The 13,682-nt window shown below is 55.7% G+C and carries 14 protein-coding genes; 11 read left to right on the forward strand and 3 right to left on the reverse strand.

The genetic code is table 11. From position 1 onward, the window contains the following. A complete protein-coding gene (locus LBQ97_04590; GenBank protein MDR1831996.1) occupies nt 1–627 on the reverse strand; it encodes a chromate transporter in 627 nt (208 codons plus the stop codon). A 102-nt stretch (nt 628–729) separates the two neighbouring features. Here LBQ97_04590 and LBQ97_04595 point away from each other — a divergent pair, with 102 nt between their 5' ends. The 9 genes from LBQ97_04595 (at nt 730) to LBQ97_04635 (ending at nt 10,175) form a co-directional block, all read left to right on the forward strand. Next, nucleotides 730–1,221 (forward strand): toxin-antitoxin system YwqK family antitoxin, encoded by a 492-nt coding sequence (locus LBQ97_04595; GenBank protein ID MDR1831997.1) that lies wholly within the window; start codon nt 730–732, stop codon nt 1,219–1,221. Between the two features lie 131 nt (nt 1,222–1,352). Beyond that, nucleotides 1,353–2,345, forward strand: a complete 993-nt coding sequence (locus tag LBQ97_04600) for a LacI family transcriptional regulator (protein ID MDR1831998.1) — start codon at nt 1,353–1,355, stop codon at nt 2,343–2,345. Nucleotides 2,346–2,458: 113 nt separating this feature from the next. Next, nucleotides 2,459–4,009: a 3-oxoacid CoA-transferase gene (locus LBQ97_04605; protein MDR1831999.1), complete on the forward strand. Its 1,551-nt coding sequence runs from the start codon at nt 2,459–2,461 to the stop codon at nt 4,007–4,009. Nucleotides 4,010–4,065: 56 nt separating this feature from the next. Then, the gene (locus LBQ97_04610) at nt 4,066–4,860 is read left to right on the forward strand and encodes an enoyl-CoA hydratase/isomerase family protein (GenBank protein ID MDR1832000.1); all 795 of its coding nucleotides are present in this window, start codon (nt 4,066–4,068) and stop codon (nt 4,858–4,860) included. Nucleotides 4,861–4,867: 7 nt separating this feature from the next. Then, nucleotides 4,868–5,671: an enoyl-CoA hydratase/isomerase family protein gene (locus LBQ97_04615; GenBank protein ID MDR1832001.1), complete on the forward strand. Its 804-nt coding sequence runs from the start codon at nt 4,868–4,870 to the stop codon at nt 5,669–5,671. Nucleotides 5,672–5,694: 23 nt separating this feature from the next. After that, the gene (locus tag LBQ97_04620) at nt 5,695–7,368 is read left to right on the forward strand and encodes an FAD-binding protein (GenBank protein ID MDR1832002.1); all 1,674 of its coding nucleotides are present in this window, start codon (nt 5,695–5,697) and stop codon (nt 7,366–7,368) included. 45 nt (nt 7,369–7,413) lie between these two features. Beyond that, nucleotides 7,414–8,397: a C4-dicarboxylate TRAP transporter substrate-binding protein gene (locus LBQ97_04625; protein MDR1832003.1), complete on the forward strand. Its 984-nt coding sequence runs from the start codon at nt 7,414–7,416 to the stop codon at nt 8,395–8,397. Nucleotides 8,398–8,400: 3 nt separating this feature from the next. Beyond that, nucleotides 8,401–8,889 carry a TRAP transporter small permease gene (locus LBQ97_04630; protein ID MDR1832004.1) on the forward strand — a complete coding sequence of 163 codons (489 nt, stop codon included), beginning with the start codon at nt 8,401–8,403 and terminating at the stop codon, nt 8,887–8,889. Next, nucleotides 8,886–10,175, forward strand: coding sequence for a TRAP transporter large permease (locus tag LBQ97_04635; GenBank protein MDR1832005.1), 1,290 nt, complete (start codon nt 8,886–8,888; stop codon nt 10,173–10,175). The genes LBQ97_04630 and LBQ97_04635 overlap by 4 nt, the downstream gene beginning before the upstream one ends. 89 nt (nt 10,176–10,264) lie before the next feature. Here the strand turns inward: LBQ97_04635 and LBQ97_04640 are convergent, their stop codons facing one another. Continuing rightward, complete coding sequence (locus tag LBQ97_04640; GenBank protein ID MDR1832006.1) at nt 10,265–10,921, reverse strand: hypothetical protein; 657 nt, start codon at nt 10,919–10,921, stop codon at nt 10,265–10,267. Further along, complete coding sequence (locus LBQ97_04645) at nt 10,921–12,405, reverse strand: DUF1538 domain-containing protein (GenBank protein MDR1832007.1); 1,485 nt, start codon at nt 12,403–12,405, stop codon at nt 10,921–10,923. Before LBQ97_04645 ends, LBQ97_04640 begins: the two co-directional genes overlap by 1 nt. Nucleotides 12,406–12,737: 332 nt before the next feature. Here LBQ97_04645 and LBQ97_04650 point away from each other — a divergent pair, with 332 nt between their 5' ends. Both LBQ97_04650 and ispF read left to right on the forward strand, forming a co-directional pair. Then, the gene (locus tag LBQ97_04650) at nt 12,738–12,950 is read left to right on the forward strand and encodes a hypothetical protein (protein ID MDR1832008.1); all 213 of its coding nucleotides are present in this window, start codon (nt 12,738–12,740) and stop codon (nt 12,948–12,950) included. Nucleotides 12,951–13,198: 248 nt separating this feature from the next. After that, the gene (gene ispF / locus LBQ97_04655) at nt 13,199–13,678 is read left to right on the forward strand and encodes a 2-C-methyl-D-erythritol 2,4-cyclodiphosphate synthase (protein MDR1832009.1); all 480 of its coding nucleotides are present in this window, start codon (nt 13,199–13,201) and stop codon (nt 13,676–13,678) included. Nucleotides 13,679–13,682 lie beyond the last annotated feature (4 nt).

The raw sequence follows: 13,682 nt of genomic DNA on the forward strand, positions 1-13,682 counted from the left end.
TCAGTTCACCTCTTTTTTGCGGCCGGTCAGCATGATCCGGGCAAGGCCGATCAGGGCGCAGACGAGGATCGTATAGACGACGTTGACTTTCAGGATAAAGGTCACGACAAAGGTCGCGATCATGATGAAATAAGAGACGGCGTCCCTGGTCTTGATGACGTTGCGGCCGAGGTTGATGACGACGTCAATGATGGTGGCGGCAACTCCCGCCTGCATCCCTTTGAGGACCGCCTTCACGATCCGGTTGGACTGGAACGCGGTATAGAAAAAGGAAATGACGGTCAGGATAATCAGACAGGGCATAACGGAGCCGAGGATCGTCACAAAGGCGCCGGGGACGCCCGCCACGTCATAGCCCAAAAGGAATGACGCGTTGATGGCCACTGCCCCCGGTGAAGACTGGGCGATGGCGATGAGATCCAGGATCTCGTCTTCGGCGATCCAGTGGAGCTCATCCACAAATTTTTTCTTCATAAGCGGAATAATGACATAGCCGCCGCCGAAGGTAAAGGCGCTGATGAAAAATGTCGAGATGAACAGTTTCCAATACACATGTTTCGGTTTCGGCTTTGCCTGATCCGCCGCTACTGCTTGCTTTTCGGGTTCTTCTTTGGGATAGTCAGACATGTAATTCTCCTTTTGATCTTAAAATACACTCTATTATAGCACGCTTTGAAGGAATTTTTAAGATATTTTACAGATATTTTGGAAATATAGCGGGGAGGTCCTATGAAAAAAATCCTTGTTCTGGCGCTTTTCGCGGGCATTCTGGCGCTGGGGGCGGAAATCGCCGTAAAAGACGCCGTCAGAAAAAACAACCTGATTTACCGGAAAGGCGCGGCGCAGCCCTTTACCGGAACCGTGACGGAAAAATATCCCGGCGGGAAACCGAAGGCGAGCGCGGCCTACACGAAGGGCAAACCCGACGGGCTCTCCCGTTCCTGGTCCCCCGAGGGGAAACTCCAGAGCGAGATCCGTTTTAAGAACGGCGTCCGGGAAGGGGTGACGAAAGTTTATCACAAAAACGGCGCTCTCAAGAAAGAGGCGACCTATCGGAACGGGCGTCAGGAGGGAAAGGAAAAGATTTATTACCGGAACGGGAAACTCCAGATGGAGTGCGATTACAAAAACGGGAAGAAAGACGGAAGCGAAACGGTCTATGACGATGTCGGCGAAGTCTTCTCCCGGAAGAACTACAAAGCCGGAGCGCCGATCTATTGAACTTTTCCTGAAAAAACCGGCCCGCGCCTTTTGATGAACAAATTGACAAAATATTTTTTGTCGGAACCCTTGACAAAACGCAAAATCCGGGATATATAAGCTAATATAAACGTTTAGCAAGAGGGATGGCCATGACGACGATCAAAGATGTGGCAAAACTGGCGGGACTTTCCATCTGTACGGTGTCAAGAGCCCTCGCCGGGAAGGACAAGATCCGCCCCGAGACCCGTGAGCGCGTTTTTGCGGCGGCCAAAGAGCTGGACTACAAGCCCAACCTCTCGGCTCGGAGCCTCAAGACCGGCAGCACCCACACGCTGGGCCTGATCATGCCCGACATTACGAATCCCTATTATCCCAAGGTCGCCAAATACATCGAGGAATACGCGGAAAAATTCGGCTATATGCTGTTTTTCTGCAACGCCAGCGAAGACGTCAAGCGGGAGCAGATGCTCGTGGAATCCCTCAAAAAAAGAGATGTGGACGGCGTCCTGGTCTTGCCCTGCTCCTGTGAAATCAAGCATTTTGAAAGCTTTTCCGACGCGGGGATCCCCTACGTCTTTCTGAACCGGAAATTTCCCGGCAACATCAACTGCGTCCCCACCGACAATTTTTACGGGGCCTATATGATGACAAAATATGTGATCCAAGCGGGGCACAGGAAGATCAGCGCCGCTTTTTTGAGTTTTGAAAACCAGATCTATCATGAGCGCTTCGACGGCGCCGTGCGCGCCCTCGAAGAGCACGGGCTCAAGCGCTGCGTCGAGTATTTTCTCTTCGACATCAGGGATATCGGCGACGCCTACCAGCGGATCAGCCAGATGCTCCTGGGGGCGGACCGGCCCACGGCCCTCGTGGCCGCCAACGACATGATCTGCATCGGCGCTTACGGGGCGGCCAGCGCCTGCGGACTCCGGATCCCCGAGGACTTTTCCGTCACGGGCTACGACGATATTCCCATGGCGGCCCTGATGATCCCGCCGCTGACCAGCTACCGCCAGTCGGAAGAGGAAATCGCCAAAAGGGGCGTCGACTATCTGCTGTCCTGCATCGCGGGAAAACCACAGCCCTACGGCGATCGCCTGCGGGGCGAAATCATCGTGCGGCAGTCTGTGGCCCGGCTTTAAGCCGGGAGATTCCGCGGTAAACTGCGCCCCGAAAATATAAACGTTTATATTTTGATTTGTCCCGCCAGGGGCCGATATTCCACAAAGACACACGAAGACAAAAAGGAGAGAACATGTTTCAGGTATTATCCGGAAAAGAAGCGGTGAAAAAAATCCCGTCGGGGGGAACGGTCTGTTTTATCGGAAATTTGAATCTGTTGGAACCCGAGACGATCCTCTATGAATTGGAGCAATCCTGGCTTGCCACCGGGAAACCCGGGGATCTGACGATCCTTTTTCCGGTTTTTCTGGGCTCGGCTTCGGGAAGGGGAACGGATTATTTTTCCCACGAGGGCATGGTAAAACGCGTGATCGGCGGATCTTTCGCCTCCATGCTCCCCAATCGCAAACTGAACGAGTTGATTTTTCAGAACAAAATCGAGGCCTACAACCTGCCCATGGGTTCCTTCTACAATTTGCTGAAAAATACCGGCGCGGGGCAGCCGGGTCTTTTCACGGGCGTGGGGCTCCATACCCAGGCGGATCCGAGATACCGCGGCGGCAGGCTCAACGACGCCACGACCGAAGACATCGTCGAGGTCCGGGAACTGGACGGACGGGAATGGCTGTACTACAAAAGGCTTAAGATCGATGTGTCCGTAATCCGGGGCACCTCCGTCGATGAAAAGGGGAATATTTCCCTCGAGCATGAACCCACGTCCCAGGGGATCCTCCCGACGGCCATGGCCGCCAAAAACAACGGCGGCGTAGTGATCGCCCAGGTGAGACGCAAGATCAAAAGCGGCTCCGTGCATCCGAGGCTCGTCATGGTCCCGGGGAAACTTGTCGATTACGTCGTCTTTGACGAGCGGGACGAGGCGCAGACGTCGCAATATCCGGACTCCGTGCTGGGCGGCGTCCGGCAGCCGGTGGAATTGAAGACGCCCATGGCGCTCACGCAAAATAAAGTGATTCTCCGGCGGATGGCCATGGAGCTGAAGAAAGGGGATCTCGTCAATTTGGGCTTCGGAATTCCCGCCAATCTGCCCGCCATCGCCGTCGAAGAGGGTTTCCTTGACGATATCCAATTTTCCATCGAACACGGCCCCGTAGGCGGCGTCCCGGGCTGGACGGGGACATTCGGCGTCGCCATGAACCCCGATCTCATCCTCGAAAGCAACGCGGTCTTTGAGCTGTACTCGGGCGGAATCCTCGACGTGGCCTGCCTCGGCATGGGAGAGGGAGACCCCGCGGGGAACGTCAACAATCACAAATTCAAGAACATCATCGCCGGAACCGGCGGCTTCAACGACATCATTTACGTGACGCCGAAAATCCTCTTTGCGGGGACCTTCACGGCGGGCGGCCTGAAAACGGCCATCGCCGACGGCAAATTGTACATCGAGCAGGAGGGAAAATACAACAAATTCAACGCGGTCATCGAAGGGATCACGCTGAACGCCGAAGAAGCCCGCAAAAAAGGACAGAAGGTGCTCTACATCACCGAACGGGCCGTCTTTGAACTGACGGAACGGGGCGTGACGCTGACGGAAATCGCGCCGGGCGTCGATCTCAAAAAGCACATCACCGACGTGCTGGATTTCGCCCTGGACATTTCCCCCGAGCTGAAGCTGATGGACGCGAGATTGTTTTATCCAGGAAAGGTAGGGATCAAGCTGAAATAGCTGTTGCGAATGAAATATACCATATATATTATGTATAATTTTCCCGGAGGGATACGATGGCAAAAGAAATGGCAATTGACGAATATCATGACGATCTGCTGGTCCGGATCAGCGACGACATCGCCTGGGTGACCATCAACCGGCCGCAGGCCATGAACGCCTTGACGCGCGATACAAAAAGGCATATATTGCGCTTTATGGAGGAGGCCGGGGAGGCGGAGGACTTCAAAGTCATTATCCTGACGGGCGCGGGAGAAAAGGCCTTTTGCGCGGGGACGGACCTCAGGGACATGGTGACCTTCGGCCCCATAGACGCCGAGCAGATGCTGTGGCTTGAGCACAAGATGAATGACGCCATCCGCCATTGCAACAAGCCCGTGATCGCCGCGGTAAACGGAAACGCGCTGGGGGGCGGTTGCCTGATCCCACTGATCTGCGATTATTCCATCGTGGCCGATACGGCTGTACTGGGCTTCCCGGAAATCAAATCGGGCCTTCCCGCCAGCATCGAAATCGCCATTATCCACAAATTCGTGGGGCTGGCCAGAGCCCGGGAACTCATTTATTTCGGCGAGACCTTTACGCCCGCGGAAGCCGTCGACATGGGGCTTATGAATAAGGTTGTCCCGCAAAAGGACGTGCTTACCGCCGCCGAAGCGGCCGCCCGGAAACTTATGAAACAAAGCCCCACGGCCCTGCGGCTGCAAAAAGAACTGGTGAACAAATGGATCGAGACGGATTTTGTGAGCGCCGTGGAGACAAGCATTTACGCGGCCGGACTGGCCTTTACGACCGACGAGCCGAGAGAAGCCATGAACCGCTTTTTCGAGCGACAAAAGAGCAAAAAATGAGGATATCATGAATAATGATAATAATAGTAAAGAATATAAAAATGAACTTGTCCGGGTTTCGTTTCCGGAAAAACGGGTGGCGCTTCTGACGCTCAACAATCCGCCACTGAACGTGATCACGCTGGCGCTTTCGGCGGAACTCAAAGAAACGCTGGCCGCAATCAACGCGGATTCGGACATTCGCGTCGTGGTCATTACGGGATCGGGCGAGCGGGCTTTCAGCGTCGGCGCCGACGTGGGGGAATTCCCGCAGGTGTGGGACGATGTCATCGGGAAAAAGCTGCAAAAGGAAAACGAGGTCTATAACGACGTCGAATTTTTGGATAAACCGGTTATCGCCGCCATGGAAGGCGTCGTTTGCGGCGGCGGCGTGGAGCTGGCCATGGCCTGCGACTTGAGGATCCTGTCGGCCCGGGGGAAAATGGCCTTGCCGGAGATCAATTTAGGCGTATTCCCGGGGAGCGGAGGCCTATTCCGGCTGCCGAAATTCGTGGGTAAGGCCAAAGCCATGGAACTCATGTTTACGGGAGAATTTATCGACGCCGACGAATGTCTGCGGATCGGTCTCGTGAACAGACTGGCCCACGCGGGGGAAGCGCTCCGGGCGTCCCTTGAACTCGCAAAAACCATTGCCGGCAAGCCCTTTGAGGCTCTCAAACTCATCAAAAGAGGCGTGCGGGAAATCGGTCAGGCGCCCACGGAGCAATGTTTTGAACAGAATCTCGCCTACAGCCGGCGCATCTTTCAGACCGAAGACTGCGCCGAGGGCGTCGACGCCTTCTTCCACAAGAGAAAGCCCGACTTCAAATAGCGGAAAAAACGGGGGTTGCAAAATTGAACGAGCAGACGACAAAAATAGAAACGGAAGTCCTTGTCATCGGCGGGGGCTGCGCGGGCTTGCGGGCCGCCATAGCCGCCGCCGACGCGGGAGCGCGGACGCTCCTTGCGGCCAAAGGCCCCGTCGGAAAGACGGGGGCTTCGACCCATCCCGTCGCGGAGATGGCGGGGTATAACGCCGGAGATCCGGTGATACCGGGGGACGTCGCGGGACATTATGAGGACATGATGAAGGCGGGCCGGGGCATGGCGGATCCGATCCTCGCCCGTATCCTCGCCGAGCGGGCGCCCGGGACGATCCGGGATCTAAAAAGTTGGGGCGTCAAATTCGAACGGGAAGGGGAAAGGGATTACCGCTTCCGGAGCTGCTTCGCAAGCGCCCCGAGGACCCATGTGGTCCGGGGGCACGGCGAAACCATGGTGGCGGCCATGGCGGCGCAGATCGCGCTGAGACCAGAAATTACCGTCTTTCCGGGGCTTACGATCGTATCCTTGATCGTAACCGAAGGGCGCTGCCACGGCGCCTGGGCCATAGACGCCAAAGGTGAGCGGATCAAAATCACGGCGGCCGCGGTTATCCTCGCCACAGGCGGGGCCTCCCGGGCCTTTGCGGGAAACCTCAATCCCGCCGATGTCTCGGGGGACGGCTACGCCCTCGCGTACGCGGCCGGGGCGGAGCTCATCAACATGGAATTTATGCAGGCCGGCATCGGTTTTTCCCGGCCGGTCGTCAATATCTTCAACGCCTATATCTGGGCCGCCCATCCGAAACTCTCAAACGGCTCTGGGCTGCCTTTTCTGGAAAAGCATCTCCCGGCCGGGCTCACGGCCCGGGCGGTCATGGATGAGCACAGGCGGCATTTTCCCTTTTCCTCGGGGGATCCGTCAAAATATCTCGAAATCGCCATGATCAAGGAAATCCGCGGCGGCGGGGGAACGGCCCGCGGCGGAATACAAGCGGATCTCAGGCATCTGACGGACGCTTATGTCAACGGCGTCCCCGATGATTGCGGACTTCACCACATGTGGCCGCTGGCCCGGGATTATATGAAAGGACGGAATGTGGATCTTTTGAAAATGCCGGTGGAGATCGCGGTCTTTGCCCACGCCGTCAACGGCGGCGTCCGGATCGACGAAAGCGCCCGATCGACGATCCCCGGGCTCTACGCGGCTGGAGAGACGGCGGGCGGACCTCACGGGGCCGACCGGCTGGGCGGCAACATGTTTGTGACCTGCCAGGTCTTCGGGGCGCTGGCCGGGGAAAGCGCCGCGATTTTCGCGAAAAATGAAAAAAAGCTTCCCGAAGGTGGCGATCGCCTGGACGAAGAGACGGAAGCGCTGCTGCGCCGGGAGCTCGACGCGGCGGCATTGATCGGTGACTTGCAGAAAAGCAATCAGGACAATCTGCTCGTTTGCCGGAGCGAAGCGCGCTTGAACGCGGTTCTGCAAAAAACGGAAGCGCTGAAAAAACATCTCGGGGCGGCCCCGGTCACGGATCAAATTCATCCGGAAAATTTCCGGCTGAGCAGTCTCATCGGCGCGACGGAACGGATGGCCGAAGCGGCTCTTGCCCGCAGGGAAAGCCGGGGCGCCCATTACCGGGAGGACTTCCCCGAAACGGATCCCGCCTGCGGAAAGCCCATTGTCCTCAAAAAAGGCAACAAGGAATAGCGTAAGGTTATAGATCAATTCTATTTTATTCAAGGAGGTTATACGATGAAAAAATGTGTCAAAGTGTTGTTGCTGGCGGCATTGGCCGGAATTTCCCTCGTGTCCCTGGCCGCCGACAAGGTGTACGAACTCAAAATCTCTACTTCCCAAACGGAACAGGCCCTGATCTCGCGATCCTATCAGAAATTCGCCGACAGGCTCCTTGAAACGAGCAAGGGCAGAATCAAAGCCGTGGTTTACCCCTCGAGCCAGCTCGGAAACGATGAAGACGTGATCGAGCAGGCCATCCAGGGCGCTGCCGTTGCCGTCAACACGGATCCCGCCCGGATGGGCACCTATGTCAAGGAAATCGGCATCCTGATGATGGGCTTTTTCGCCGACAACTATGAGGAATGCCGTACAATTACGGAATCGGCCCTTTTCAAGAGCTGGGAGGAAGAACTCGCGAAAAAGCACGGCATTCGCGTGCTGGCCTTCGATTTCTATGACGGGCCCCGGCATTTCATGACAAACAAAGAAATCAAGAGCCCCGCCGATCTCAAGGGTCTCCGGATCCGCACCATCGGTTCCGAAGTTTGTCTGCAATCCATCGGCGCCATGGGCGGTACGCCTGTCGCCATGGCCTGGGGAGAAGTGTACAACGCGATCCAGTCCAAGGCTCTGGACGGCTGCGAAGCGCAGAATACGTCGACGCTGCCTTCCAAGCTCTTTGAAGTCACAAAATACCAGACGAAAACCGGACATTTTCAGCTGATGCAGGCTCTGATCTGCGGCGAATCCTGGTATCAGACGCTGCCTGACGATCTCAAGAAGATCCTCGTGGATACGGCTCATGAAATGGGCGCGGTAACCGCCAAAGACGTACTGGCCGAAGCCGATCAGGCCGAAGCGGAAATGAAGGCCGCCGGTCTTATCGTGAATACCGTCGATACGGCCCCCTTCAAGAAAGCCGTTGAACCCGCTTACGAAAAACTGGGTTACAAAGAACTGCGCGACAAACTCTATAAAGAAATCGGAAAGGTAAATTAAACCATGAACAAACTTGCGAGGCTCTGCCTGAAGGCGGAACAACTGGTGGCGTGCACGCTGTTGGGGCTGATCGCGGTCCTCGTGTTCGGGTCGGCCGTCGCGCGGACGGTGGGCAGGCCGCTGAACTGGGCGCAGGATTTCGCTCTTCTCGCCTTTGCCTGGCTGACGTTCCTCGGAGCGGACATTGTGGCCAAGACCGGCAGTCTGATCCGGATCGACATGATCACAAAATCGCTCCCCAAAAGCGTGCAGAAGACGCTCGCCCTCGTATTCGGGGCGGGTATGCTGGTTTTTTTGCTCGTTCTCATCTATTACGGCTTTGTCCTGGTCTCCAAGAGTTGGACCCGCATGTTCAACACGCTGAATTTAAGCTATGCCTGGTGCACGCTTTCCGTACCCGTGGGGTCGACGCTGCTGTTCACCACGATGTTGGGCATTTTTATCCGGGACATCAAAAGACCGGCCGAAAAATGGGGAGGTGAGCAACCGTGATCTACGCCGTCGGTATTTTTATGGTATTTCTTTTCTTCGGCATGCCGGTCGCCTTCGCCATCGGGATCTCCGGATTCACGTTTTTCCTGATCCGGGGCGGCATCCCCTGGACGATCCTCGTGCAAAAATCGCTTTCGACGACCCAGTCCTTCACGATGCTCTCGATTCCCATGTTTATCCTGGCGGGAAATTTGATGAATCATACGGGGATCACGAACCGGCTCGTGAAGCTGGCCAATGTGCTGACCGGGCATATGTACGGCTCCATCGGGCAGGTTTCCGTTGTGCTCTCGACGCTGATGGGCGGCGTGTCCGGCAGCGCCGTGGCGGACGCCGCCATGGAATGCCGGATACTGGGCCCAGAAATGATCAAACGGGGATACGCGCCCGGCTGGGCCGCCGCCGTCAACTGCCTGACGGGGCTTATCGTAGCCACCATTCCGCCCTCCATGGGGCTTATCCTCTACGGAACCGTCGGGGAAGTGTCCATCGGAAGACTCTTTGTGGCGGGCTTTATCCCGGGCTTTATCATGTGCGGCTTTATGATGATCGCAACAGCCTGGTCCGCGCGCCGTTATGGTTACAAGCCGGACCACGACAAACCCTATCCGCTGTCGGTCATTCTGAAGGCGTGCTGGGACAGTATCTGGGCCTTGCTTTTTCCGATTATCCTGATCGTCCTGATCCGGGGCGGCGTCATGACGCCGTCGGAATCGGGGGCCTTCGCGGTATTTTACGCGCTGGTCGTCGGGCTTTTCATCTATCGGGAACTGACCTGGGAAAAGCTCAAGGCCTGCGTCATCGACAGCGTCAAGGATATTTCGGTGACAACGATGATTCTGGCCTTTTCGGGCGTATTCAGTTACGGCGTCGTCTATGACCAGCTGCCCCGGGACATCACCCAGGTACTCGTGGCGCTGACCAACAACAAATATGTCCTCTTGCTGAGCATTATCCTCATGCTCACGATCTTCGGCATGTTTATGGAAACGACGGTCATCACGCTGATCGTGACGCCGATCCTGCTGCCGGTCATCAAGCAGTACGGAATTGATCCTGTGCATTTCGGCATCATCATGATGACCACGGTGACCATGGGGTGCTCGACGCCGCCGGTGGGGGTCGCGCTCTACACCTGCTCCACGATTATGGATTGCTCGGTGCAGGAGACGACGCGCTACGCCGTACCGCTCTTCGTGGCGATCTTCGCGACGCTTGGCGTCGTGATCTGCTTCCCGCGCCTGATCCTGTGGCTGCCGAACCTCGTGTACGGCGTGGCGAGATAAAAAGAAAAAAACGGGCTGTCGCCTTGCGCGGCGGCCCGTTTTTACTGTTGCGCTCCCTTCTTATTGAAAATATACTAAAATAATATATTTTATTTTTTCGCGCCGAAGGTCGTGTAGTTTTTGGCGTCCATGGTAAAGGCGATGCCCATGCCCTGTTCCCGCAAAAAAGGCAGGTTCTGCAGCGTATCGATAATTTCTTTCGTCTGCGTTTTTTCGCAGAGGATCAAAAGCATCTCCTTTTCGGGAATAATTTCGACGCCGAAAAAGAGCGCGTCTCCTTCTTTCGCAGTGCCGTGGGCCTTGATGATCGTCCCCCCGGGCGCGCCCTTCTTGCGGACCGCTTCCATGGCGTCCTCGGCATAGCCGTCATTCATGATGACCGCCAGCAGTTCATGCGTCGCTTCTCCCTTTTCCTTTGTCTGCACTTCGTTGCCTCCTGTTTCCGCGTCTCTCATTCTGATAAAGCGATTGACGTCAAGCTCGATAAACCATCCCCTGGTCTTTTTGTCCTCCGAGGCCGCGTCCGCAATCGCGAAGCGGATGCGCCGCAATTCCTCCTCTCCGGCCACGATCCACAGGACTTCCCTGCCTTCGTCGCCCAGCGCCAGAAAATCCAACACGCGGTTTCCCGACGGGCCCCGCCCCATGATGACGGTGCCGCCGCCGGTCCCGGCGTAACGGGCCGCCTTCATCAGGCGATCCCCCTGATTGTATCCCACTACGGTCAAAAGCAAGGTCAATCCCATTATTCCTCCCTGTATTTGCCCCGGTACAAAAGCCCCAGGACCTGGATCGCGATCAGCGGAATCAGCGCCACCAGGGCGATAATGCCGAATCCGTCCACGACGGGGTTTCCGCCCATGGCTACGGAAACGCCCAGCGTCAGCGCGAGTATGAAAGTCGTCGTCATGGGACCCGTGGCGACGCCGCCCGAGTCAAAGGCCACGGCCACAAAGAGCTTCGGGCAGAACAGCGTCAGCGTCAGGGCGACGGCGTAGCCCGGTACGAGAAAACCCCGCAGCAGATCCCCGCCGAAGAGCACCCGGGTCATGGAGAGCGCCACGGCGACCGCGACCCCCGCGGAAAGCGTGATCAACAGCACTTTTCGCTTGATGGCGCCGCCCGATACGGTCTCGACCTCATCGGTCAAAACCCAAATGGCAGGTTCCGCCGCCACCACCACAGCGCCGAGGACGGCCCCCAGCGCAATGATCAGGATCGCGAACATGGGATTTTCCCGGGCAAGACCGCCCAGCAGCATGCCGAGCCGATGTCCGGCCGGAACGAAGCCCCCCTTTACCCCCGTAAAAAAGAGGATCAGGCCCAAAAAGGCGTAGATCCCGCCGAAAATCAAACGCCGGAGCCTTACCGGCGGCATTTTGACCAGAAACAACTGAAAGATCACGAAGAGTACGGTCAGCGGCAAAAGCGCCACGGCCACCTCCCGGCAGATCTCCGGAACGAGGCCCCACAAGTAGGAAAAGCCGCCCGAGGCCGCGATCGTTTCCGCGACGGTTTCCCCGGCGGAAATCGCCCCGCCCGTTTTTTTCGTCAGGATGAGGCCGTACGAAAGAACCGCCGCCACGGGACCCACAGAGCAAATGCCCGTAAGGCCGAAGCTGTCCTCATTTTCCCTGCCCTTGCGGACCGAAGCCACGCCGACGCCCACCGCGATAATGAAGGGAACCGTCATGGGGCCCGTGGTCGCGCCGCCCGCGTCGAAACCCACCGATAGAAAATCGGCCGGGGTCAGGAAGGCCAAAGTCAAAAGCCCCGCGTAGAGGATGAAAAGAAGCGCCTTGTAGGATTTCCCGAGCACGGTCCGTAAAAGGCCGATCACCATGAAAGCGCCCACGCCCACGGCGATGGCAAGGATTAACGCGCTCTTGACAACGGCTTTGTTGAAGCTCACCAGCTGGTCGGCCAGGACAATCACGTCGGGCTCGGCTACGGTGACGAGGACCCCCGTCAAAAAGGACAGGGCCAAAAGGAATTTCAGGTTGCGCTTTCTCGTGAGGATCGTCCCGATCAATTCCCCCATGGGGCGGATACAGAGGTCGGCCCCCAAAAGGAAAAGGGACAGGCCCAGGATCAAAAGGGCGCCGCCGACTAAAAATTGCAGCAGCAGAGCGTTTCCCAGAGGCGTGATCGTCACGCCCAGGACGAGGACGATGCCCATGATCGGAATGACCGAATATATGGTTTCTTTGATTTTTTCCGTCAGATTCATTTATTTTTCTCCATTCAACTCCATTATATCACATGGCGCGGAATTCGCAAACAAAAAATAAAAGATACCCCCTATTTTGAGGGTCGGAGCATCTGCAGAGATAAAACAATCGCAACAAATCAGAATGCAAAAAATTGGCAGGAGAATTTTCAATATATTGTTTACAAAATCTCGAAAAATTAGTATAATGACTGTAAACAGTATAACCATATGGAGATATTCCGAGAATGAAACTATATCTTGATAATTGTTGCTTTAACAGACCGTATGATGACCAAAGCCAATCAAAATCGTCTCGCCAATCGAATTTGTGGAAGGAAGGGAGGATTACTATGAAAGCTGAAATGACTGATACTGTGCTAAAGATAGAAGCTATGAAATGCTTGATCGATAAGTTCGGAATGGTTGATGCTGAAAGATTTATCTATCTTCTGCTCAAAGAGCCCTTTGACTATACCATTTGGCATAGAAGTCTGTTTGAGGGTATGAGTGTGCGTGAATTGAGCGAAGCGGCACAGAAGTTTTGTGATGAAAATAAAAAATGAAAAAAGAGAGCTGCGGCTCTCTTTTTTACATGCTGGGCTCTTTTTTTATTTTTGTAACTATTTAAACATTGTACGAAATTTAGGCATTTTCCTAAAAAGAACGGCTAAGTTCATAGAAGGTGAAGCAAAATAGATAAAAATAAAGCAAAATTTCAGAAAAGATGAAAATTTTTTGAAAGTTTTCCCGATTTGTGTTATAGTGGAAGAGAAAGAAAACATCGAACAAGGATTCACGGAAAGGAGAAGGCATGTATCGGATCGGAAACGGCTATGATGTGCACCAATTGGGAGAAGGGCGAAAATTGACGCTCTGCGGGATCCATGTCCCCTGGGAAAAAGGAGAAATCGCCCACTCCGACGGCGACGTGGCCATCCACGCCATTGTGGACGCTTTCATGGGGGCGCTGGCCCTCGGGGATATCGGCGCCCATTTTCCGGATACCGACGCCGCCTGGGCCGGCATTGACAGCCGGATTCTCCTCAAAAAGACCATGGATCTCGTGGCGGGGAAAGGCTACGACATCGTCAACCTCGATTGCACGATCGTACTGCAAAGGCCAAAAATCAGGCCTCACATCGAAGCCATGCGGGAGGCGCTGGCCGCCTGCCTCAATATACCCGTAGATCGCGTCAGTGTAAAGGCCACCACCGAAGAAAAAATGGGCTTTACGGGGGACGGGTCGGGCGTCAAGGCTTACGCGGTCGTATTGCTTCAAAAGAAGGCGTGAAAAG

It is taken from the genome of Fusobacteriaceae bacterium (assembly GCA_031272775.1).
Classification (GTDB): domain Bacteria; phylum Fusobacteriota; class Fusobacteriia; order Fusobacteriales; family Fusobacteriaceae; genus JAISST01.